The following is a 21,455-nucleotide window of genomic DNA, read 5'->3' as shown; positions in this document are numbered from 1 at the left end:
GGTAATATTTGATTCTATTTATTGAAACAGTGATACTCCTCGTCGAGCAATGCAATATGCGTTACCAAGCCAAGTGTGCCTTGAATTTGGCCAAACAGCACCGAGACGCGCGGCGCCTTGACTTATCCAGATGCTTGGAACCCTTCCGTCGGAGCTTTTTGATCCTAAAAGATTAAAGCCATTCTTGCTTTCAAGCCAATCAGGGTGCTGCGTGGCAATTGCCAATCCTTCTTCTAAAGTCAAAGGAAGGCGTTCATCGGAGTCAATAAGCTTTCTGGCAACATCTGGCTCGCGATTTAAATACGATGTACCCGTATGTGGGTCGATCGCAAGGTAAAATGGCCCTTCTGGAGGCTCAAAACCATCTTGCGGCAAAAAGCTAGCAATATCTCTAGGAGGCATTGTTGTAAAGCCAGCCATTCTTTCAATGCTGGTTCGAGAAATCAAAGACTCTGGCGAAACCAGCTCGCGAGTAGGCACAAGAAGAATGTTTGTTCCCAAATCACTTTGCTCTAGCGCGCGAATAAGTGGCAATGCTAAAGCGCGGAACGACGCTGCGCTCATATCGGCAACGTCTGGGTAACCAAGAGCAACAATGCGGTCAAGTTGCTTTTGTATTTCTTGCGAGGCTATAGACATATTTATATTTTACGTAAAATTTTCTACAATTGCGAGTCTGGCTCAACTTAATTAATACGCGATTAGACTGCGATTTTTAGCTACGATTTCCGCCAGTTGTACAGCGTTAAGAGCCGCGCCCTTGCGAAGATTGTCGTTTGTAACAAACATTGCCAAACCGCGTTTTCCGTCAACTGCCTGGTCTTGGCGAATGCGGCCAACGTAGCTTGCAGACTTTCCTGCAGCAAGCTGAGGCGTAGGAATATCGTCTAGCGCAACGCCATCGGCCGATTTTAACACCTCGCGAGCCATATCTGGTGTTACATCGCGCTCAAATTCGGCATTAATGCTCATTCCGTGGCCTGTAAAAACGCCTACACGCACGCAAGTGCAGCTTGCTGCAAGGTTTGGAAGGTGCAAAATCTTACGACTTTCGTTGCGAAGCTTTTGCTCTTCGTCGGTTTCTTGCGATCCGTCATCAACAATCGCGCCAATAAATGGAACAACGTTGAATGCGATTGTGCGCGCAACTTTGGTTGGCTGCGGAAAATCAATCGCATCTCCGTCAAACACAAGCTTATCTGCGCCCTGATCTAAAGCCGCTTGCGCTTCGTTCATAAGTTGCAACGCGCCAGCTCTGCCAGCTCCCGAAACCGCCTGGTAAGAAGATACAATAAGTCGTTTTAAGCCAAAAGCTTTCGAAAGCGGATTTAAAACAGGCATGCACGCCATTGTTGTGCAATTTGGATTAGCAACTATTCCACGCGGAATATCGTTCAAATCTTGCGGATTTACCTCTGCAACCACAAGTGGAACATCGTTATGCATGCGCCATTGCGAAGAGTTGTCGATTACTATTGCGCCCGCATCCGCAAATCGCGGCGCCCACACTTTGGACGTTCCGCCGCCTGCAGAGAAAATCGCAATGTCAATTCCGCTTAAATCTGCTTTTTCTACGTCTTCTACAACAACATCTTTGCCTCGGTAGTTTAAAACTGTTCCAGCGGAGTGTGCGGAAGCCAAAAATCGCAAGTTTTTAATTGGAAAGTCGCGCTCATCTAAAACTCGGCGCATAACCATTCCAACTTGGCCAGTGGCACCTAAAACCGCAAGGTTTACGCCTGTGTTGCTTATAATTGCCATTTTGTCTCCCTTATTTTGCGATTTTTTTATTTTGTGTGATTGATTTTGTGTGATTTTCCCTGGTTTTACGCGATTTTACGCGATTCTAGCGGCCGCTTCCTCCGTAAACAACAGCTTCCACTTTGCTTGCGTCTAATCCGTAGGCGGTGTGAAGCGCGCGAACCGCCTCGTCGAGCTGCTTTACTGGAACAATTGCTGCAATGCGAATCTCTGATGTGGAAATCATAAGAATATTAATTCCGTGATCGCTTAGCGCTGTAAAGAATGTGGCGGCAAGCCCAGAATAAGTTTTCATTCCAACGCCAACAACTGCGACTTTTCCAACCGAAGGGTCTACATCCATAGACGTAAATTGCAACTCTCCGCGCGCGCCTTGCAAAACCTTGCAAACGGCATCTAATGCCGAGCTTGGGGCGGTAAGAGATATGTCTGCTGTTTCGGTGGATGCGCTTGCCTGAGCAATCATGTCTATGTTAACGTCTGCAGCAGCAAGAGTTGTAAATACTTTTGCAGCGTTTCCAGGCTTATCGGGAACGCCTCGAAGAGTAATCATGGACTCGCTTCTATCGTGTGCAACGCCAGAAATCACAGGGGTCTCTGGGCCTAAGTCTGGGAATAAATCGCCCATTGTGGATCGAATATCAATGTTTGCCATTTTATTTGCCATTTTTGCCGCCTTCTATCTATTGTCTTTGCTTATTTACTGTGTGTTATGTTGTGCTTTATGTCTATGTCTTTTTAATAAATAATTAACTTAGATTTGGCAGGCTCTTTGGATCCACTCCGTTAGGAACAACCAAAGTGCCATTTCTGTGCGAAAACGAGCTGCGAACATGCAATGGCATGCTAAATCGTTGTGCATATTCAACACATCGCAATGCCAAAACGCGCGATCCGCAAGACGACATCTCTAGCATTGAGTCGTAGTCAATAACGGGGATTCGCTTTGCTGTTGGAACGATTCTAGGGTCTGCGGTAAAAACGCCGTCAACGTCTGTGTAAATCTCGCAAATATCCGCGCCCAATGCTACTGCCAGCGCAACAGCAGAAGTATCTGACCCGCCTCGGCCAAGCGTTGTGTCGTCGCCAACTTCGCTAATTCCTTGGAATCCTGCAACAATTGCAACGCTGCCTTTTTTAAGCGCGTGCGTAACGCGATCTGGCTTAACAGCGCGAATATGAGCCGCTCCAAATTGAGCGTCTGTCATAAATCCAGCTTGCGAACCAGTAAAAGAGTAGGCGTGCGACCCCTGCGCGTGAATGGCCATTGCCAGAAGGCTCATGGAAATGCGCTCGCCCGCAGTCATAAGCATATCCATTTCTCTGGCTGGCGGATGCGCATTTACACTCATTGCCTGATCAATTAAGTTGTCTGTGGTGTCTCCCATAGCTGAAACAACAACCGCAACGTCGTTTCCAGCCGCTTTTGTGTCTAAAATTCTTTTGGCTACGCGCTGGATTGCGTCCGTGTCTTCTACAGAAGAACCGCCGTATTTCTGCACTATAAGAGCCACTTTAACCCCTTATGTTCAGGTTATGCTTCTAAAGCATGCACGTTAGAAGAACTAATCTAAAATCAGACTACCAAGCGTGCTCTATTTATTTTTATTTTTATTTTGCAATACGTTAGTGGTGTATATTCTGGTGCGCGGCGGCTTTCGATTTTTCCGCGATGGGAATTCCTATACCTCTCGTCTGCCTTCAAACGCTCTTCCAAGCGTAACTTCGTCCGCATATTCAAGATCTCCGCCAACTGGCAATCCGCTTGCGAGCCTAGTCACTTTTATGTCAAGCGGCTCAAGCAGTCGCGCCAAATACGTAACTGTTGCTTCGCCTTCAATATTTGGATCGAGCGCTAAAATAACCTCTTTTACTTGTGCGTCTTTTAAGCGCTCAAGTAGTTGCGTTATTTTTAAGTCTGCAGGCCCCACGTTTGCCATTGGATTAATCGCTCCGCCTAAAACGTGATAAACGCCCGCGTACTCGTGCGTGCGCTCAATGCTCATAATGTCTTTTGGCTCTTCTACAACGCAGATTTTTGTGTGGTCTCTTCTAGGGTCTAGGCAAACAACGCACGGGCTTTGCTCGCACACGTTTCCGCAAATTTCGCAGAACCGCACGTTCTCTTTTAAGTCGTTAATTGAGTCGATTAGTTCTTGCGCTTGCGCGTTAGAAGACGAAAGTATGTAAAATGCGATTCTTTGTGCGCCTTTTGGGCCAATTCCAGGAAGACTAGAAAATGCGTCTATAACTCTGCCAATTGCGCCTTCGTACGATGACACATTATGCACTTTTTACTCCTCTTGCTTTCGCCTGCGCGCGTGTGCGTTTTTAGGATTATTTGGGTCGCTTGCGCCGAATTCTTTTACAGATTTGACTTCAAACATTTTTTCTAAGTCGTCTATGCCAATGTTTGTTGCAGATTCTAAAGACGCGTCTTGCATTGAGCATTCGTCTTCTTGAGCGCCATTTATGACTTCATCTTGCTGCGATTGTGCTGGCGATGCGGCTGGCGATTGCTCCTGCTCTATTGATTGCGATTGCGCTTGCTGCACGTGTTGTGTTTCTTGCGATTCTTGCAGTGCTTGTGCTTGCGCTTGTGCCTGTGCTTGTGCCTGTGCTGCCGCAAGTGCATCTCCCATTGGTGCAGACGCCATGCTTGCCCATGCGTCATCTTGCGATGCGTCTAAAGAACTATCTAAAGAACTATCTAAAGGGCTATCGCCGCCTAAAGGGCTACCTGAAGGCTCACCTAAAGGGTTATCTAAAGGGCTATCGTCAGCCAACTCGCTTTCTTCGCTGGCTGTTTTGCCAAATCCTTTTACAATTCCAGCCTTGCGCATAAGCAACTCGCGCTTAACTTGAGCAAGCTTTTGAGAATCCATTTTTGCTACGGATTCAACTTTTTGGCCATTTTCTGCAACAGAATCAGGCGCTATTGAAACGTCTTTGCCAAAAACGTCTTTTACTTTGCTCATAACAACAACGGGTACTTTTTTGCCATCGTAAGGAGCAGTTGTGCAAATCGCAAGCGCAAAAGCATGCTGGCTTATAGGCTCGTCAAAAGTTAGAACAAGCTTTCTTTTTAGCGGATTACTTTCGTCTAATCTAACCTTTGGAACATGATTTCGCTCTACGTATTCGCGAACATCGTTTGGAAGATCTTTAACCAGATTATTCCACGCCTCGTCAACGTCTAAAATCTTAGCTGGCTGATCAAGCTGTGCTTCTGCTTGCGATTGTATCTGTTCTGGCTGTATTTGTTCTGGCTGTATTTCTTCTTTTTGTATCTGTTCTTGTGCTGGCTCTTGCGTCTGCGTCTGCTTCATCTGTGGCGGCACTTGCTTATTGTTCTGTTCTTTGTTTGCCGAGCCAATAAAATGCTTTACGTTAGTTTTTGGCGCTTCAACATTTTTTGCATAAATCTGCGTTTGAGCATTTTCGGTAGAATCTGTTCTAGTGCAAAGCAGGCGCGCAACAAGAATTTCAAGATTCATTCTAGGCGAAACAGCATTTGCCATTCCCGCAAAAGCATTATTTACGATTTCTGCCATTCTAGACAAGTTGCTCAAAGTAAGCTGACTTGACTGGCGTTGTAAATCTTGCATGTCTTCTGGAGATAAATCTCCCAACAAGTTTTTAGCGCTATTAACTCCTGCAGAAGCCAATAGCAACAAATCGCGCAAGCGACCAAGCAAATCTTCTACAAACTTGCGACTATCGAAGCCTCCAACAATAACCTTTTGCACAGTTTCGTAAAGTTTTGCTCCGTCTTTTTCAATAAGAGCATCAACAACGTCTCCAATTAAGTTAGAAGGCGTAAATCCAAGAAGCGCAACAGCAGAATCTAGTGATATAGCGCCATTTACGGAGCCAATCATCAACTGGTCCAATACCGAAAGCGTATCTCGCATTGATCCGCCGCCTGCGCGCATAGCAAGACGCAGAACGCCTTTTTGTGCTTGAATTCCCTCTTTTTGGCAAATGCTCTCTAAGTAAGGACCCATTACTTCTGGTGGAACAAGCCTAAACGGGTAGTGGTGAGTTCTAGAGCGAATTGTTCCAATCACCTTATCTGGTTCTGTTGTAGCAAAAATAAACATAACGTGCTCAGGCGGCTCTTCCACAATCTTAAGCAAAGCGTTAAAGCCTTGCGGAGTAACCATATGAGCCTCGTCTAGAATAAAAATCTTGTATCTATCTCTAGCTGGCGCAAATCCTGCGCGCTCGCGCAGTTCTCTAGCGTCATCAACACCGTTGTGGCTTGCTGCATCTATTTCTACAACGTCTATAGAACCTGGGCCGCCTGTTGCAAGATCTTTGCAGCTTTGGCATTTTCCGCATGGCTTAGAGGTTGGGCCTTGTTCGCAATTAATGCATCGCGCTAAAATGCGTGCCGAACTTGTTTTTCCGCATCCGCGAGGCCCCGAAAATAGATAAGCGTGCGTTATTTTGCCTTGATCAAGTGCTCTAATAAGCGGAACTGTAACCTGATTCTGACCAATAACACCTTCAAAAGTGTCTGGTCTATATCTTCGATACAACGCAAGTGCCATAATAACCTACCGCCAACTAGACATTAACTTGAATCCACTTAATCTTGCTTAAGCAAGCTTCTGTTTTATTTTAATCTTTTAATCAAACATGCAACGTTTCCGCACGCTATTACATGCTACATTATGCGTTTACTTGCTACAATCCACTAAGCCTGCTTTAGCGCTTACGCTTATACTATTTGCCATTGGAAGGTGTAAAGGAACGCTTAACTTTAGCGATATGTCGTTGTCTTTTTCAACACAAGACTCGATTTTTGCATTGTTTGCTCTAGCTGTGTTTTGTGCGATTTTGCAGGCGTCTCCTTGCATGTTTTGTATGGCAACAGCTCCAGATATTGCCGCCGCATTTGCTAGCGCGTATGCGCGGTGTTTAGAAACAAGAATTGACCCAATAACAGCGCAAAGAACCAGCATAGAGCAGATTGCGGTTACCAATCCTATGCCTAGCATAGTTCCAGAACCGCAATCCGCCCCGTTCAAATGCTTAAAACAAAAACATTGCGTTATTAATCGCTTAGTTCTTTTTGATCTCATATTAAAACCTGACTAATGCGTGCTTCAATAGATAATGGCAAAACCTTCAGCGGGTCTGGCACAACTGGGCAACTAACAACAATATTTGCCATATTTCCAACATATTCAACTTTTACAGAACTATTGTTTCCAGATACTTTATGCACTATGTTTTGTGCTTCTTTAGAATCGTGTGTGGATGCTACATAATAGGCAACCTGGCCTGCTGCGTCGTTGCAATTCATTGTATTTACAACTGATTTCCCTACAAAAATTAACACCACAGTAAGAATTACAACTGCAGGCAAAATAATCGCAAATTCTGCGGTTACTGCCCCAAAATCTTTAGTATCTTTAATATTTTTAGCAAATTTAGCGACTTTAGTGCGCATAGTTAATTCTGTATCTTTTTTATTTGCATCCTTCTTATTAAAAATGTTCAAAAATATATAATTCTTCATTTTTTCTCATTTCTTTTGCATTAGTTAAATCTCCATTTATTAGTGTTTGTGCTAGTTCTTTAGTGCTTTTAATCAATTCAAATTTTGTAAATCTTATATCATCAAGAGCTTCGCAATGTTTCACGCAATGTTTCACGCAATCTATTTTGGTATATCGCTTATTGCCCTAGCTAACGTGCAAAGCTCTTTTAACTAGTTCGCCAATAGCGGTGCGTACAGCATTTGATTTAGCAACTGCAATAAGAACAGCAGCAAAAGCCGTAGCAGCTATAAGAACAACCGCATATTCTGCAGTAACCGCTCCTTCATCTAGCTGCTTTAGGTTGTGATTCAAGCGATTTTGCACGCTATTGCATGCTTGTTCTGCTTTAATCAGCCCTTCGTTTGCCTTTATTGCAAATGTGCAACAAAGGTTTGAAAATGTGTTAGCAATTTTTTTCATGTTACTTACCTTCCTTTCTTTTTATTGTTTATTTTTTTTTTATTTATGTACCCGTTTGGGGCACAAATTTTATACGCGACTTTTGCGCTGGATTATAAATTTGCAAAAACCTTTGATATTAGTGCATAAATGATGCAACAGTTGGCAAAATTCCAACAAAAATAAACGCTGGCAAAAAGCACAATCCAACGGGCAAAAGAAGACGAACGGAAAGTCTAGAACTTTCTTTCTTTGCAATGTTCTTCATCGATTGCTCATAGTTTTGTAAAACGGCGTTAAGCACTGGAACTGGCGAGCTTCCATAACTCCAGGACTCGCTTAAAGAGTTTTTTAGCCACGCACTTAAAACTAAAGAAGAATAAGAGTTTTTATCTTTTTTATTAAAGTACACGTGTGGCGCGCTCCATGCTTCTCGCCAAGTGCTACCAGAAATAAGCGCTTTAGAAACTCGTTTTAGCCAGATTCCCTTAGAAGCGGGCAGCGCGCAGCCAACTGCGTCAAGTGCTCTAGTTATTGCAACACCACTTTTTAGCGCCACTATTATCATTTGCAAACCAAGAATCGGGTCTATATCGTTTATTGTGTTCTGCCTAAACTCGTAAGTCTCTTGCATAAAAATAGCAGGTTTGCATGCGCGATTATACAGTGAGCTAACTGCCACCTGCTTAGAAAAAAGTTTGCACAAAACAATTATGTATGCAACTAAAATAATCCAAATAATAATTGCCTTTAGCATTTAACCTCCTATATAAGCTTTAAGTTTTAACGTAAAAACTTTTAACTGTTGGTAACTGTTGCCAATTCGCTCTAAGCTCCACTAAGGTAAGGAGTGCTCATCGCGTTTTTAGAGGAATTAAGAATGCGCGCAACCCAAATAATGCCAATTGTGTAAAAGGTCATTCCAACGCCTAAAAGCGTATAGCCCTTGTAGCTTGTAAGAATCATTAATATTGGGTTTGCCCCTAAAAGTTGGCCTGTTAAAAGTGATAAAAAGGGAAGAGCAATAAGCAACTTTATAGTGGCTTTTGGCATTGCAAAAACCTCCTCGCTTAAGTCGTCAACTCTTTTATTTGCGTAGTAAGAATCCGAAACAGCTTGAACGCAATCTGCCATAGGGCAGCCAATTGAGTTGCTTAAGTTGTACACGCACATAAGCGACTGTGCAATTCTGCGCGCATCTTTTTGCTCTTTGGTCTTTTTAGAAGTTTTTGCATTTTTAAAAGACTTAGCTACATCAGCGGTATTATTGCTTGACTCTAGTCTAGAATTAATCCACTTTAATATGGATTCTGCATTTATCTGCTGGCTGTACGCCTTGCTGCTTACGATGCTGGTGTTGCTATTTCGTTCAGTGCTGCCTCTAATAATCGATTCAAAAGAAGACCCCGATTTTAAAGATGCAACAAGAGATGCTAGCGATTCTTCAATACCCATATCAAATCCTTTGTTAGCTTTTTAACAGTTAAGCCTTTAAAACAATTTGCGAATTTAGAGGCAAATGCCATTTGGTTGCAAAATCTTTCCACGCTAAAGTGGTCTCTATTTGTGAGTCTTTAACTCTTAAAACAGGAACACCTTCTAACGCGCCAGAATCATTTGACTTTAGCAATCCAAGTTCTTTTACAACGCGCGCTCCATTTACCCGCTCAACGTGAATAACAACGTCGAATGCATCTGCAGCTAGAGCGCAAAGTGCCATTGGCTCTAGCCCTGCAAGCAAACCCAGGGCCATTAATCGTGCTGGAACCTTTTGCACTTTATCGGCGTGCAAAGTTGTCATTCCTCCCTTGTGACCGCATGTAAAAACGCGCAGCAAATCAGCTATTTCCTTGCCTCTACACTCGCCCAAAATAATTCTGTCGGGGCGCATACGCAAAGTGGCCTTTACAAGATCTGGCAAATCAATGCAGCCAGCACCTTCAACATTTGCTTCCCTTGTGGCTAAAGAAACGTGATCGTTGGAAACAGAGCCCAATTCTCGTGTTTCTTCAACAGTTACTATTCTGTCTTTTGGATTGCAAGAAGCTAAAAGAGCCTTCATAAGCGTTGTTTTGCCCGAACCTGTACTGCCTGTAATCAAAATATTTGCGCGGCTTTCAACCAGCAAATAAAGAATTCTAGATAGCTCAATTGGAAACATGCCTTTGCTGCTTAACTCCGTTAAACAATAGCGTTTTAGCGCTGGAAAACGAATCGAAATAGCAGCTCCGCTTAAAACTATTGGGGCAATAAGCGCGTGAATGCGCACTCCTAGCGGGCTAGAAGCGTCTGCAATTGGGCATGCGTCGTCTAATCTTTTACCTAATTGAGCGCACAGCCAAACAGCATATTCGCGCAAAACGCTGGGATTATCAAACGGAATCCTTGGATTGTATTCTTGTAGGCCTAATCCAAAATCCACCCAAACGCGGCCAGTATCTGTAACAACAATATCAGTTGTTTTAGGATTGTTTGCAAGATCTTGCAAAACGCCAAAATCAATATCTTGTAGAACCATGTTTACCGCCCAATATTTTTGAAAATCTTCCATATTTACAAGATTGATTGCCTTGCGCAGTAGACGCCATTAAACCCGATTCGCGAGAAGTGCCAAGCAGCCAAGTGGTGATTTTCCCCACGGTTGCTTGCGCACATTTAGGTACGCTTCTAATTCCATACCCGCCAATTATGTCTTCGTACATTTTAGAATCGTGGCCAATTGGCCCTTCTACATTGCAAAGTAAATAATCGCAAGCTTCCCCAACTTCTACAGGGCAAAATCTGCTAGAAAGTCCGCGTGGGTTTAAACCTGCAACAATAGAAGTGAGATTCTTGGCGTAATTTTTATTATCTAACTCTAGATTTCGCCAATGCGCTCGCAATCGTGCAAGGCCTAAAACGCTAAGCTCTGCTGCAAAAATTGTTGGGACCTCTGCCAAAGTTGGAAGATCTTTTAAAAGCTTTCTTGCCGAAAGCCCAGATCCAATGTCTACAATTACAACGTCGCAGGCTTTAGCAAGACCTCTAATTGCGGCCTCAATAACCCATGGCTTAGGCTCCTGATTTTTCCAAGGCGAATAAGCCAAAATATCCACATTGTTCCAGTGCAAAAGCTCGCAGCGCAAAACGTAGCCGTCTAATCTGCCTAAAGGAGCTTGAACCTCTTGCAATCTTCTGCCTTCATCTTGCTCTAATCCAAGCAAAACATCTAAACCGCCATTTGAAATATCTGCATCGATTAAAGCTACAACGTATTTTTTACTAGCTATATTGCTTGCCAGAAGCGCAAGAGTAGTGCTTAAACCAATTCCGCTATTTGCTGCAGAACCAATTACAACATTTTTTGGAAAAGGCTTTAGCGAATAGTTCAAGCTTCCAATAGTTTCTTGAACAACATGATTATTGCAATTGTTGTTATTATTGCGATTTTCGCCACTATTGCGATTGTCTTGAAGCGCACGATTATTTATAACGCCAAAATCTTTGCTAACCGCAGGGCTTGCAAGAAAATCAGAACTGCGATTAAAAGACGCAATAATAGTTGAGTCTTCACTCTTATTTGCCTGATTAACTTGGCTAACAATGTTAACTTGCTTAGCTTGGTTAATCGCGTTTTTAAGCGCGCTTGCCTGAGGTGGGTACGTGTTAAGTGCCCTAGCTACGCACGAAGGTGCATCGTAATTATCAATATTCATATTGCTCATGCAGCTATTGAATAGCATGCAAAACAAATAAGCAATACTTTTGTAAAAATGTGGTTAAAGGCTTAATAAACGTTGCAATTCCGCCAAAAAGTTATCCACATTGCTGTTTTAGCTTATTGCTGTATAAGCGTATTAGCGCACAAGCTTTGGATTGGAAGCCATATATCTTTCCAGAAGCTCACCGTAGATTGGTTTAGTGTGCAAAATGTCGGATACAAGAAGCGCAATAAACGCAGAGGCGGCAACTGGCAGAGTGTGAATCATTGTTCCCGACATTTCTACGGTTAGCAAAATCGAAGTGAGCGGAGCTTTTACCGAAGCCGAAAGCGTGCCAGCCATAACGCACACTGTAAAAATCGGCATTAGTTTTGCGTTAATGCCAAGTAGAGGAGTGTTTATAATTGCTCGCGAAGCAACACCGCCTGCAAGCGCTCCAACAGCCAGAATTGGCATAAAAATACCGCCAGGAGCGCCGCATCCAAAGCTTGTAGAAGTAAACAGCATTTTTGCAACAAACAGAAGGCACAGAAGCGCTATGCTTACCTTTCCATATTCGGAAAGTTTAACAAGATTTGAGCCTCCACCAAGAACCTCTGGCAAATATAAGCCAACAGGAATTGCGATTAAACATGCTACAGATACAGGAGCCCATTTAGGCAAATATTTATACAGCGTTTGTAATCCAAGTAAAGAGCGGTTCATTAAAGATCCAACAAGACCTGCAAAAATGCCAAGCGGAATCAGCCAAAAATGAAGTGCCATTGGCAAGTCTGGAATCATTCCAAAGTCTAAAACAGGGCGAAGTCCAAAGCATGTTTGAGACACAAAGTCAGCACAAATAGATGCTACTGCTGCTCCCATAAGAACCGTTGAAGATAGCCCGTGCTGAACTTCTTCCATAGCAAACATAAGCCCAGAAAGTGGGGCACTAAAGGCAGCAGATAAGCCAGCTGCTGCTCCAGCGGTTACAACATAGTGTTCTTGTGTATCGTTTTTATTGCCTTTTCTAAAAATTCTAGACATCATTTGCGCGCCGCAAGCTCCGATTTGAATCGAAGGGCCTTCGCGCCCAAGAGACAAGCCAAATAGCGACCCCAACAATCCGCCTACAAATCGTACAGGCAAAATGGTGTTCCAACACATTTTTAGTCCGCGCTGAACATATCCAACAACTTGCGGAATACCGCTTCCAGATGCCATACTTTCTTTGCGACTCATCCAGCCAATAAAAAGTCCAGCAACAATCGCAAAAACCACACACGGTACAATCCAAAGCATGTTTTGCAACATTCGCGCATACATCCATCGCGCAAAATCGGTTCCGCACTCAATCCCGAGTCTATAAGTTGCTACAAGTGCGCCCGAAACAAGGCCAACAACTGCGCCCGCAAGAACCATCTTCCATCTAAGATGCTTAAGTGTTTTAAGAATGCGATCCGAAAAGTCGCGCAAAAAGTCGCGTATAGAACCGCCTACGTTCTTTAAAGTCACAATAAACCTATTCTTAAATCAAATCGCAAACAAATACACAAAGCATTCTAACATTTTTAATAACACAATAAATATCAATTAATAAAATACATAAATTAATAAAATTAAAAACTAAGACGTTAGAAGCAAAAACAGTACAAAACACGTTCCAGCGTATGCAATAAATGCGCACAAGAATGGCACTATTAGTTCGCTAACAAAAAGCCATAGTCCAAGCTTGATTTTCTTTAGCTTAAACAGGCTTACGACTTCTAAGATTGCGGTTGAAAACGTTGAGAATCCGCCTAAGAATCCCAAAGCGCAACTGTAAACAATAGCTGAAGCAAAAGTTAAATTGTATATAATTGCAGAGCTTAGGGATGTAACTAAGCCAATTATAAAAGATGCAAAAGCGTTGATTAGCAAGGTTGCGATTGGAAAATCGTGGTTATAAACGCGCCCTATTGCATCAGATACTGCGCAACGAAGAACGGCGCCAAGTCCTGCAAAAACAAGAGGCAGCCAAAAAAGAGCGTATGCGTAAAACATCATTTTGCACCGCCTTTGTTAGCATCTATTTGATTGCTGATTTTTGCATCGCCAGCATTTTTTACGCTGTTATTGCCATTAAAAGCAAAAATTCTATCTCCGATTAGGCTTCCAGCAAGCACTGCTAAAACGCCAAAAATCATAGATAATGCCATAATTGCAATTACTTTTACAATGTTCATTGCGGTAAATGCGGAGTATGCGCCCTCAAAGGCAAAAGTGGACATTGTTGAAAGCGCGCCGCAGAATCCTGTGCACAAACCGTATTTTATTAAGTCTCTATTTTTGCAGAGCAATCTATTTGCAACAAGAGAACTCACTAAAGCAAGAATAAAACATGCCAAAACGTTAGACAAAAGAGTTGCAAAAGTAAAGCGGCTAAAAAGCATAGAATATCCCGAATCCCAATGCATGCCATGCGTAAAAACGCCTATTTCACTACGCACAAAAGCGCCGAGCACGCCGCCAACAAACACAACAAAATAGATTTTTGCACCAAGTGTTTTATGTGGTTGTGCTGAGGGCAAGTCTGGGTGATTTCTGCTTGGAATACTCATAGCTTTAGCCGCCTTAAATCGAAGTTTAATCAGCCTTAGTCAGCCTTAACTAGCCATTAATGCATTAATAGCATTAATCAATCAGTGAATGAACACTAATAATGTGGTCGCGCTGAGGGCCGGTACCAATTGCCGAAATGCGGCAATTGGAAAGCTCTTCCAAGCGCTTTACGTAGCTTTGAGTATTGGCAGGCAAGTCTTCAAACTTGTGGACTTTAGAAATATCTTCACTCCAGCCTGGAAGCATCTCGTAAACTGGCTTAGCGCTAGCAAACAGAGACTGATCTACTGGCATCTCGTTTACGCGCTCAACGCTTCCGTCTGCTAAAGTCACATCGTAAGCTACGCAAACTGGAATCTCTTTTAAGCCAGTCAAAACATCTAGCTTTGTAAGAACAATATCTGTTAGGCCATTTACGCGAGTTGCATAGCGGCTAACAACAGAGTCAAACCATCCGCAACGGCGAGGGCGACCAGTTGTTACGCCATATTCGTGACCTTGCTCGCGCAGCCAATCGCCACTTTCGTCCAAAAGCTCTGTAGGGAACGGGCCTTCGCCAACGCGCGTAATGTAGGCCTTAGCAACGCCGATTACGCGATTAATGCGAGTAGGGCCAACGCCCGTACCCGTGCAAGCGCCGCCAGCCGTAGGATTAGAAGACGTTACAAATGGGTATGTTCCGTGATCAACGTCTAGCATAGTTGCCTGGCCGCCTTCAAAAAGCACGGTTTTGCCATTTTCCATTGCCTGGTTTAGTACAAGCGAAGTATCGGCAACGTATGGCTTTAGTCGCTTTCCAAGCTCTACAAGTTGGCTGGTAACAATATCAATGTCAATTGGGTGCTGGTTGTAAAGCTTAACAAGCATCTGATTCTTTTGATGCAAGCTGGCTTCTACCTTATCTCGCAAATGATCTGCGTTAAACAAATCGTGCACGCGAATACCAACGCGATTAATCTTATCTGCGTAAGTTGGGCCAATTCCGCGACCCGTTGTGCCAATCTTGTGTTTTCCAAGGAATCGCTCTGTAACTTTATCGATTACGCGATGATACGGTGTAATAACATGCGCCGACTCGCTAACAAGCAACCTCGAGCAATCAACGCCGCGAGATTCAAGCGCGTCAATCTCTTCAAAAAGAACTTCTGGGTCTATAACAACGCCGTTTCCAATAACAGGAGTTACGTTTGCGCTGATTATGCCGCTAGGGAGTAAGTGCAGTGCGTAAGATTCGTTTCCTACAACAACAGTGTGGCCAGCGTTATTGCCGCCATTAAAACGTGCAACAATATCTACCTTAGAACCAATTAAATCAGTTGCTTTACCTTTGCCTTCGTCACCCCATTGAGCGCCAATAAGCACAATTCCAGGCATGCTGCACCTCCATTTTTGGGCTAACGTTGCCCAAACAAACACAATTCCTACGTGTTAAGATTAGCGCAAAGCCAATACCGAATAATGCTAATAAATATTTGCGATTGCGCTATTTTAGAGCTGTTTTAAAGCTATTTTAAAGCTTTTCCAGCGGAACCAAGCTGTATGCAAGCTTCTACAACACGCTGAGCCATGGCTTTTTCTGCTTCTTTGCCCCAAGACCTTGGGTCGTAAAGCTTTTTTGCCCCAACTTCGCCGTCGATTTTAAGAACCGAGTCGTAGTTGTGGAACATGTGGTCTGCGATTGCGCGCGTAAAAGCATATTGCGTATCTGTGTCAATATTCATTTTTACAACGCCATATTTTACAGCTTGCGCGATTTCTTCGGCCGTAGAGCCAGACCCGCCATGGAACACCAGCAAAAATGGCTTTGTTGGCACACCAAACTTGCGATTGCACAAATCAAGCTTGTACTTGTTGTACACCGCGCTTTGAATGTTGTCTAGCAATTGTGGCCTAAGCTTAACAACACCTGGTTTGTATGCGCCATGCACGTTTCCAAACGTAAAAGCGGCCATGTACTTTGCGCGGTCTTCTAAACCTAATCGCTCAACAACGCGCATAGCGTCTTGGGGAGTGGAGTACAACTTTTCGTCAATATCTGCTCTGTGGCCGTCTTCTTCGCCGCCAACTGCGCCGATTTCAATCTCTAAAATTGTGTGCGCTTTTGCCGAAGCCTCTAGCAATTCTTCGGCAATATCTAGATTATGCTCAAGTTTAACCGTGGAACCGTCCCACATATGCGACTGGAAAATCGGCTCTTCGCCGTGTGCAACTTGATCTGCCTCGTGCGCAAGAAGTGGCTTAATCCAATCGTCTAAATAAGGCTCTGCACAATGATCCGTGTGCAATGCAACGCTAATATTTGGGTATTGTGCTGCAACTTGATGCGCGAATTGCGCAAATGCGATTGATCCAACAACGCGATTATTTACGCACTGACCCGAAAAATATGCGGACCCTCCAACAGATACTTGAATAATACCGTCGCTTTGAGCTTCGGCAAATCCTTGGAGTGCGGCGTTTAATGTTTGCGTGCTAGTAACGTTAATCGCAGGGTAGGCATAGCCGCCTTTGCTTGCGGCATCAAGCATTTGTGCGTAACGTTCAACGGTTGCAATAGTCATACTCTTATTATTGCTCTAAGCGCGCATATTTTTAGCTATTTTTGATTATCTTTGATTTCTTGATGACGTTTTTTTGCTGCAGTTACTACAAAATGTAGATATTCGAGTGCGATTTCTTCTTTTAATCCAGATTCTTCGGCAATCTTTTTTAGTCGACTTGCCTGGCGGTTTTCTCGCGATTTATCTTCTGTAGCAAGATTTGCGCGCGCTTTTATTAATCCGACTTTTTCTGTGACTTTAAAACGCTCAGCTAAAAGCGCAACAATCGCATTGTCAATATTGTCAATCGACTGACGCAACGCAAAAATCTCGCTTACTGAATCGCAGTCATCGCTACAATCTGATTCAGTCAAACGCTTGCGCGCGTCAATCGATTCTTTAGAAGAGTTGCACATGTTTTTGCACACAATATTGCACACAATATTTCTAGTCGAAATAAGTTTGCAAAACCATTGTTGTTTCCGTGCTAACTGGAACAATGCGGTGAATTGTGTTAATTAATTCTTCCAGCTTGCTAGGAGTTGCAACACGAACAACAAGCATAAAGCTTGGGCTTCCTGTAATCGAATAGCAGGCTTCAATGCCTTCAATGTCTTTTAGCTTGTTTGGAATGCTAGATTCTTGCTCAAAGTCAAGAGGAGTAACCGCTACGAACGCGCTTACAGGCAAACCTCTGCGTTCGTAATCAATCAAAGCACGATACCCAGTTATAATTCCGCGTCGTTCGAGCTTTTGAACCCTGGATTGCACTGCGGAAACAGATAATCCAGATGCTTTAGCTAGCTTGGTTAGTGTTGCACGGCCATCGTGCTCAAGAATGTCTACAATAATTGCGTCTGTAGAATCTATTGGAGCAGCTGTGCTCGCGCTGGCTTCCAAGCCAGAAGGAATATTGTTTTCAATCCTATGAGAGCTTCCTGTCATACGACCTCCATCCTCATGCAGCGCATCTAAAATCTTTGTTTTTCTTCTTCGACTTTAGCTGCGCCCCCTGCAGTTTATCTAATCGTATCGTATTTTTTAATGAAAAAGAACAAAATTAGATAAAAAATCACGGTTTTTCACATTATTTAACACATGTTTACACATCTAAACGTCTGACGGTTTGAGATATTTGTATAAAAAATACCCCTCGATTTTTACCAAGGGGTATTTTTAATCTAAATTTTAACTATTTTTGCGCGGTTAAGCTGCGACTGTGCCTGTGCCGCCATTAGTTGAGTTATTGGCTTGCTGAACAATCGCCGCAAGAAAATCGCGATTAGAAGCGGTCTTCTTTAAGCGCGGCACCAAAGTCTGATAAGCCTGCTCTGGCTCCAAACCGCCGAACAATCGCCTCAAGCGATAAATAATCGGCAATTCCTGCGCTGGAGTAATCAGCTCTTCGCGGCGCGTACCAGAAGAATTAATATCTACAGCTGGGAACAGTCGCTTATCGGCCAAGTCGCGGCTCAAACGCAGCTCCATGTTTCCAGTGCCCTTAAACTCTTCGAAAATAACTTCATCCATCTTTGAACCAGTTTCCACCAAAGCGGAAGAAATAATAGTCAAAGAACCGCCATTTTCAATGTTTCGCGCGGCACCAAAGAACTTCTTAGGTGGGTAAAGCGCCTGAGCGTCCACGCCGCCAGAAAGAATGCGGCCAGAAGCAGGGGCGGCAATATTGTATGCGCGAGCAAGGCGAGTCATGGAATCAAGAAGCACAACAACGTCTTGTCCAAGCTCCACAAGCCTCTTAGCACGCTCAATCGCAAGCTCTGCAACGGTAGTGTGGTCTGTAGCTGGACGGTCGAATGTAGAAGAAATAACCTCTCCCTGAACGGTGCGTTCCATGTCGGTAACTTCTTCTGGGCGTTCGTCTACAAGAACAACCATCAAATGTACTTCTGGATTGTTAACAGCAATAGCGTTAGCAATATTTTGCAAGGTGATTGTTTTACCAGCCTTAGGAGGCGAGACAATCAAGCCACGCTGACCTTTACCAATAGGAGCTACAAGATCAATAATGCGTCCAAGCATGCGATTTGGTGTAGTCTCTTGCTTTAAGCGTTCCTGCGGATACAAAGGAGTTAACTTAGCAAATTGCGGACGATTCTGAGATTCTTCAACGCTCATGCCGTTAATGCTGTCAACGCTTTGCAAAGGAACAAACTTTTGGCGCTGATTTCTGCGGTCTCCTTCGCGAGGTGCGCGAATGGAACCTTGAACAGCATCTCCCTTGCGCAAGCCGTATTTTTTGATTTGGCTCATAGAAACGTAAACGTCGTTTGGGCCAGGCAAATAGCCAGAAGTGCGCACAAAAGCGTAGGAGTCAAGAACGTCCACAATACCAGCAACTGGAACGAGCTCTTCTTTTGGTTCTTCGCGGCGTGGAGCTGGCTCGTGAATTTCTTGCTCTTCACGAATATCGGCTCGCTCCTGACGCAAATTGCGCTCTGCATTACGTTCTGCATTGCGTTCGGAGTTGCGTTCTGCTCTAGAATCGTAGTCATTTCTGTCTCGTCCGCGTAATCTGCGCTGGAATCTATCGCCTCTGTCGCTTCTATCGGATCTATCTGCTCTAGAATCGTAGTCATTCTCTTCGTTAGATCTAGAAGCAGAGCGCATTCTACGCGATTCTAAGTCTCGGTTTGATGCGGAATCAGAAGGCTTTTCGCTTGGTAAAGTAGCAAGAATCTGGTCTAAATCAGCAACCGATTCTTCTGCTTTAGCAAAATTATTGCCACTGTTTGCGCGAGAGTTATTTTCGCGCACGCTATCTGCAGCATCCGCTTTGTGATAACGCTGAGGCTGGTTATCTCGTGCAAAATTGTGACGACGCACAATCTTATCCGCATCATTTGAATTAGAAGACTCATCATCGTTTAGTGAAAAACGATTTGTTCTTACAGAGTTTTTAGGAACATGAACGCTAACACCAGCTGGCGCATCCCCACCATTTCGCGCAGCAGTTAGCGTAGCAACCAAATCTGGCTTGCGCATTGTAGACGTGCCGCGCAGACCCATTTGCTTCGCAAGATCCTTAAGCTCCGAAAGCTTCATATCATCAAGATTTTGGCTTGTTGCCACAGTTATGCCTTTCCCTAACTCCAAGAAATAGACTGCTTGGAGCTTTACATGGAAGATTACGGAAAATCCGTTGTGAATATAACGATAGACACATATCAATGTGTATTAATCGCCGATAAATGTATGCTACTACACTCGTACGACTCACAACAACACGGCGTGGCAAGCCAAGCGCTACTTCTTTTCGTGATACGATTTCTCGGTATTAACAGACCAAACGTTATCTTTAGATTGCTTTCCGTTGTTAATATTTTGAACAGCTTCAATAGCAGTTGCCATTGAGTGATCCTGGTTATTGTAGCGGTGCTGGCCATTTCTACCAACGCAATACAAGTTGCCAAAAGCGTCCAAATACTTAACAAGATCAGGCATCTGAGCGTAAGTGTCAAAGTATGCAGGATATGCCTTTGGAACGCGTTCGCGATGAGCATCTAAAACGTCGTCTTCGCTTTCAATAACCTGCATGCGAATCAACTCGTCAATTGCATTTTTGCGAGCTTCTTCGTCACTCATATTCCAAAAATCGTCGCCTTCACTGCAGAAGTATTCAAGGCCAATCCAAACAGTGTTGTCAACGTCTTTAACAAGGTATGGGCTCCAGTTGTTAAAGATTTGCAAGCGTCCAACCTTATAGCCAGGGTCTTGCACGTAAATCCAGCAATCTGGAACAATAGGAGGATTGCCAAGAGTTGGAATATCGGTTGTGTTGCGCAAGCGCATGCGCTTAACAAGCAAGCCAACAGTCACAAAATCGCGGTAAGGCAAGCCTGATGCAACCTTTTGCAAATCTTGTGGAACTTCCGCATTATTGTTGCCATCTGCGCCTTGCTCAAGAGCTGCAACCAAATCTTTAATTGGCATAGACGAAATAAACTGATCTGCATGAAGCTCACTGCGCTCGCCATTTTGATTTTCAACAACAACGCTGCAAATCTTGCCGTCTGCCTGCTTTATGGCCACAACCTTAGAGCCAGTTAAAACAGTGGCACCATTTTCGCGGCAGCGGCGTTCAACGGTTTCCCAAAGCTGGCCTGGACCAAGCTTTGGATACCAGAATTCTTCAATAAGCGAAGTCTCAACTTCTTTCTGGCTTGCCTTATTCTTAGGCATAAGCTTAGAAATAGCGTTTTTTAAAACCTCAACAATGCTTAGGCCCTTAACACGCTGAGCGCCCCAATCGGCAGAAATCTGGCTTGGGTGCCTACCCCAAAGCTTCTCGGTATAACCTTCAAAGAACATGGAGTAAAGCTTTTTGCCAAAGCGATTAATGTAAAAGTTTTCGAGGTTTGTTTCTGGAAGCTTATGAATCATGGACCAAAGGTAGCTAAAACCAACCTTCATAGTCAGCACAAAGCCCATAGAACGCAAAGTTGCTGCAGAAAGAGAGATAGGGTAGTCAAAGAAATGGTGATTCCAGAAGATTCTAGAAACGCGATGACGCTTAAGCATAACTTCATCTTCGACTTCTGGGTCTGGGCCTCCAGCCTCTAAATCATGATGCCTGCCAAGCTTCTTGTCATCGTAAGAAGGAGCGCCCTGCAATGGCAACATTTCACGCCACCACTGCATAATGCGATCGTCTTTAGAGAAGAATCGGTGACCGCCAATATCCATTCGGTTTCCGTTATATTTTACGGTACGCGAAATGCCGCCGAACTCGCTAGTTGCCTCAAGAACGGTTACATCGTACTTGCTAGCGCCGCCATCTTTTACAAGCTCCCAAGCGGCCGTCAACCCTGCCGGACCGCCACCAATAATCACTACAGATTGTTTCTGGGATTGTGTATCAGTCAATTTTCCTCCATACCTAAAAACAATTTTTCAAAGTCTAA

At 43.9% G+C, this 21,455-nt stretch carries 22 protein-coding genes; all 22 read right to left on the bottom strand.

The features are described 5' to 3' along the window. Positions 1 to 18 precede the first annotated feature (18 nt). On the bottom strand, positions 19 to 639 hold the full coding sequence (locus tag QP420_RS00740; protein ID WP_060787040.1) for a DUF5701 family protein: 621 nt from the start codon (positions 637 to 639) through the stop codon (positions 19 to 21). A 51-nt stretch (positions 640 to 690) separates the two neighbouring features. Beyond that, positions 691 to 1,761 carry an aspartate-semialdehyde dehydrogenase gene (locus QP420_RS00735; protein WP_060787041.1) on the bottom strand — a complete coding sequence of 357 codons (1,071 nt, stop codon included), beginning with the start codon at positions 1,759 to 1,761 and terminating at the stop codon, positions 691 to 693. Positions 1,762 to 1,846: 85 nt separating this feature from the next. After that, positions 1,847 to 2,428: an ACT domain-containing protein gene (locus tag QP420_RS00730; RefSeq protein WP_081090960.1), complete on the bottom strand. Its 582-nt coding sequence runs from the start codon at positions 2,426 to 2,428 to the stop codon at positions 1,847 to 1,849. 82 nt (positions 2,429 to 2,510) lie between these two features. Next, complete coding sequence (locus QP420_RS00725) at positions 2,511 to 3,275, bottom strand: aspartate kinase (RefSeq protein ID WP_415688826.1); 765 nt, start codon at positions 3,273 to 3,275, stop codon at positions 2,511 to 2,513. A gap of 168 nt (positions 3,276 to 3,443) precedes the next feature. Further along, the gene (recR, locus tag QP420_RS00720; protein ID WP_415695451.1) at positions 3,444 to 4,052 is read right to left on the bottom strand and encodes a recombination mediator RecR; all 609 of its coding nucleotides are present in this window, start codon (positions 4,050 to 4,052) and stop codon (positions 3,444 to 3,446) included. 3 nt (positions 4,053 to 4,055) lie between these two features. Beyond that, positions 4,056 to 6,317 carry a DNA polymerase III subunit gamma and tau gene (locus QP420_RS00715; RefSeq protein ID WP_464405878.1) on the bottom strand — a complete coding sequence of 754 codons (2,262 nt, stop codon included), beginning with the start codon at positions 6,315 to 6,317 and terminating at the stop codon, positions 4,056 to 4,058. Positions 6,318 to 6,446: 129 nt separating this feature from the next. Further along, positions 6,447 to 6,851 carry an Rv3654c family TadE-like protein gene (locus QP420_RS00710; protein WP_060787045.1) on the bottom strand — a complete coding sequence of 135 codons (405 nt, stop codon included), beginning with the start codon at positions 6,849 to 6,851 and terminating at the stop codon, positions 6,447 to 6,449. Then, positions 6,848 to 7,222: a TadE family protein gene (locus QP420_RS00705; RefSeq protein WP_060787132.1), complete on the bottom strand. Its 375-nt coding sequence runs from the start codon at positions 7,220 to 7,222 to the stop codon at positions 6,848 to 6,850. Before QP420_RS00705 ends, QP420_RS00710 begins: the two co-directional genes overlap by 4 nt. A 235-nt stretch (positions 7,223 to 7,457) precedes the next feature. Continuing rightward, the gene (locus tag QP420_RS00700; RefSeq protein WP_060787046.1) at positions 7,458 to 7,733 is read right to left on the bottom strand and encodes a DUF4244 domain-containing protein; all 276 of its coding nucleotides are present in this window, start codon (positions 7,731 to 7,733) and stop codon (positions 7,458 to 7,460) included. A 118-nt stretch (positions 7,734 to 7,851) separates the two neighbouring features. Then, positions 7,852 to 8,469, bottom strand: coding sequence for a type II secretion system F family protein (locus QP420_RS00695; protein WP_481616299.1), 618 nt, complete (start codon positions 8,467 to 8,469; stop codon positions 7,852 to 7,854). 71 nt (positions 8,470 to 8,540) lie between these two features. After that, a complete protein-coding gene (locus tag QP420_RS00690) occupies positions 8,541 to 9,167 on the bottom strand; it encodes a type II secretion system F family protein (protein ID WP_481616298.1) in 627 nt (208 codons plus the stop codon). A gap of 28 nt (positions 9,168 to 9,195) precedes the next feature. Continuing rightward, on the bottom strand, positions 9,196 to 10,230 hold the full coding sequence (locus tag QP420_RS00685) for a TadA family conjugal transfer-associated ATPase (protein WP_060787133.1): 1,035 nt from the start codon (positions 10,228 to 10,230) through the stop codon (positions 9,196 to 9,198). After that, positions 10,211 to 11,416: a CpaE/TadZ family protein gene (locus tag QP420_RS00680; protein WP_481616297.1), complete on the bottom strand. Its 1,206-nt coding sequence runs from the start codon at positions 11,414 to 11,416 to the stop codon at positions 10,211 to 10,213. Before QP420_RS00680 ends, QP420_RS00685 begins: the two co-directional genes overlap by 20 nt. Positions 11,417 to 11,548: 132 nt before the next feature. Continuing rightward, a complete protein-coding gene (locus QP420_RS00675; protein WP_481616296.1) occupies positions 11,549 to 12,907 on the bottom strand; it encodes a ClC family H(+)/Cl(-) exchange transporter in 1,359 nt (452 codons plus the stop codon). 111 nt (positions 12,908 to 13,018) lie between these two features. Continuing rightward, positions 13,019 to 13,438, bottom strand: coding sequence for a fluoride efflux transporter FluC (locus QP420_RS00670; protein WP_415695456.1), 420 nt, complete (start codon positions 13,436 to 13,438; stop codon positions 13,019 to 13,021). Beyond that, positions 13,435 to 13,992: a fluoride efflux transporter FluC gene (locus tag QP420_RS00665; protein ID WP_481616295.1), complete on the bottom strand. Its 558-nt coding sequence runs from the start codon at positions 13,990 to 13,992 to the stop codon at positions 13,435 to 13,437. Before QP420_RS00665 ends, QP420_RS00670 begins: the two co-directional genes overlap by 4 nt. A gap of 73 nt (positions 13,993 to 14,065) precedes the next feature. Continuing rightward, positions 14,066 to 15,367 carry an adenylosuccinate synthase gene (locus QP420_RS00660; protein ID WP_464405887.1) on the bottom strand — a complete coding sequence of 434 codons (1,302 nt, stop codon included), beginning with the start codon at positions 15,365 to 15,367 and terminating at the stop codon, positions 14,066 to 14,068. Positions 15,368 to 15,498: 131 nt separating this feature from the next. Further along, entirely contained in the window at positions 15,499 to 16,554 is a 1,056-nt protein-coding gene (fbaA, locus tag QP420_RS00655; RefSeq protein WP_415695459.1) for a class II fructose-bisphosphate aldolase, read from the bottom strand. A 35-nt stretch (positions 16,555 to 16,589) separates the two neighbouring features. Further along, entirely contained in the window at positions 16,590 to 16,949 is a 360-nt protein-coding gene (locus QP420_RS00650) for a chorismate mutase (RefSeq protein ID WP_481616346.1), read from the bottom strand. Positions 16,950 to 16,980: 31 nt separating this feature from the next. Continuing rightward, a complete protein-coding gene (locus QP420_RS00645; RefSeq protein ID WP_481616294.1) occupies positions 16,981 to 17,478 on the bottom strand; it encodes an Lrp/AsnC family transcriptional regulator in 498 nt (165 codons plus the stop codon). Positions 17,479 to 17,739: 261 nt separating this feature from the next. Next, positions 17,740 to 19,623: a transcription termination factor Rho gene (gene rho / locus QP420_RS00640; RefSeq protein ID WP_481616293.1), complete on the bottom strand. Its 1,884-nt coding sequence runs from the start codon at positions 19,621 to 19,623 to the stop codon at positions 17,740 to 17,742. A gap of 174 nt (positions 19,624 to 19,797) precedes the next feature. After that, complete coding sequence (locus QP420_RS00635) at positions 19,798 to 21,417, bottom strand: NAD(P)/FAD-dependent oxidoreductase (protein ID WP_464405894.1); 1,620 nt, start codon at positions 21,415 to 21,417, stop codon at positions 19,798 to 19,800. Positions 21,418 to 21,455: the final 38 nt, after the last annotated feature.

The sequence above is a fragment of the Bifidobacterium sp. UMB1197 genome (assembly GCF_030217745.1).
In the GTDB taxonomy this organism is placed as follows: domain Bacteria; phylum Actinomycetota; class Actinomycetes; order Actinomycetales; family Bifidobacteriaceae; genus Bifidobacterium; species Bifidobacterium vaginale_B.
The sequence above is the reverse complement of the archived record's forward strand: the minus strand, read 5'-3'. Positions and strand labels throughout refer to the sequence as shown.

Excerpts from the sequence above, each read along its gene's own strand:
- QP420_RS00660 (WP_464405887.1), bottom strand. The coding sequence starts at position 15,367 with ATGCCTGGAATTGTGCTTATTGGCGCTCAATGGGGTGACGAAGGCAAA.
- QP420_RS00730 (WP_081090960.1), bottom strand. The coding sequence starts at position 2,428 with ATGGCAAATAAAATGGCAAACATTGATATTCGATCCACAATGGGCGAT.
- QP420_RS00740 (WP_060787040.1), bottom strand. The coding sequence starts at position 639 with ATGTCTATAGCCTCGCAAGAAATACAAAAGCAACTTGACCGCATTGTT.
- QP420_RS00665 (WP_481616295.1), bottom strand. The coding sequence starts at position 13,992 with ATGAGTATTCCAAGCAGAAATCACCCAGACTTGCCCTCAGCACAACCA.
- QP420_RS00695 (WP_481616299.1), bottom strand. The coding sequence starts at position 8,469 with ATGCTAAAGGCAATTATTATTTGGATTATTTTAGTTGCATACATAATT.
- QP420_RS00690 (WP_481616298.1), bottom strand. The coding sequence starts at position 9,167 with ATGGGTATTGAAGAATCGCTAGCATCTCTTGTTGCATCTTTAAAATCG.
- fbaA (WP_415695459.1), bottom strand. The coding sequence starts at position 16,554 with ATGACTATTGCAACCGTTGAACGTTACGCACAAATGCTTGATGCCGCA.
- QP420_RS00710 (WP_060787045.1), bottom strand. The coding sequence starts at position 6,851 with ATGAGATCAAAAAGAACTAAGCGATTAATAACGCAATGTTTTTGTTTT.
- QP420_RS00645 (WP_481616294.1), bottom strand. The coding sequence starts at position 17,478 with ATGACAGGAAGCTCTCATAGGATTGAAAACAATATTCCTTCTGGCTTG.
- QP420_RS00705 (WP_060787132.1), bottom strand. The coding sequence starts at position 7,222 with ATGCGCACTAAAGTCGCTAAATTTGCTAAAAATATTAAAGATACTAAA.
- QP420_RS00670 (WP_415695456.1), bottom strand. The coding sequence starts at position 13,438 with ATGATGTTTTACGCATACGCTCTTTTTTGGCTGCCTCTTGTTTTTGCA.
- QP420_RS00735 (WP_060787041.1), bottom strand. The coding sequence starts at position 1,761 with ATGGCAATTATAAGCAACACAGGCGTAAACCTTGCGGTTTTAGGTGCC.
- QP420_RS00685 (WP_060787133.1), bottom strand. The coding sequence starts at position 10,230 with ATGGTTCTACAAGATATTGATTTTGGCGTTTTGCAAGATCTTGCAAAC.
- QP420_RS00700 (WP_060787046.1), bottom strand. The coding sequence starts at position 7,733 with ATGAAAAAAATTGCTAACACATTTTCAAACCTTTGTTGCACATTTGCA.
- QP420_RS00715 (WP_464405878.1), bottom strand. The coding sequence starts at position 6,317 with ATGGCACTTGCGTTGTATCGAAGATATAGACCAGACACTTTTGAAGGT.
- QP420_RS00680 (WP_481616297.1), bottom strand. The coding sequence starts at position 11,416 with ATGAGCAATATGAATATTGATAATTACGATGCACCTTCGTGCGTAGCT.
- QP420_RS00650 (WP_481616346.1), bottom strand. The coding sequence starts at position 16,949 with ATGTGCAACTCTTCTAAAGAATCGATTGACGCGCGCAAGCGTTTGACT.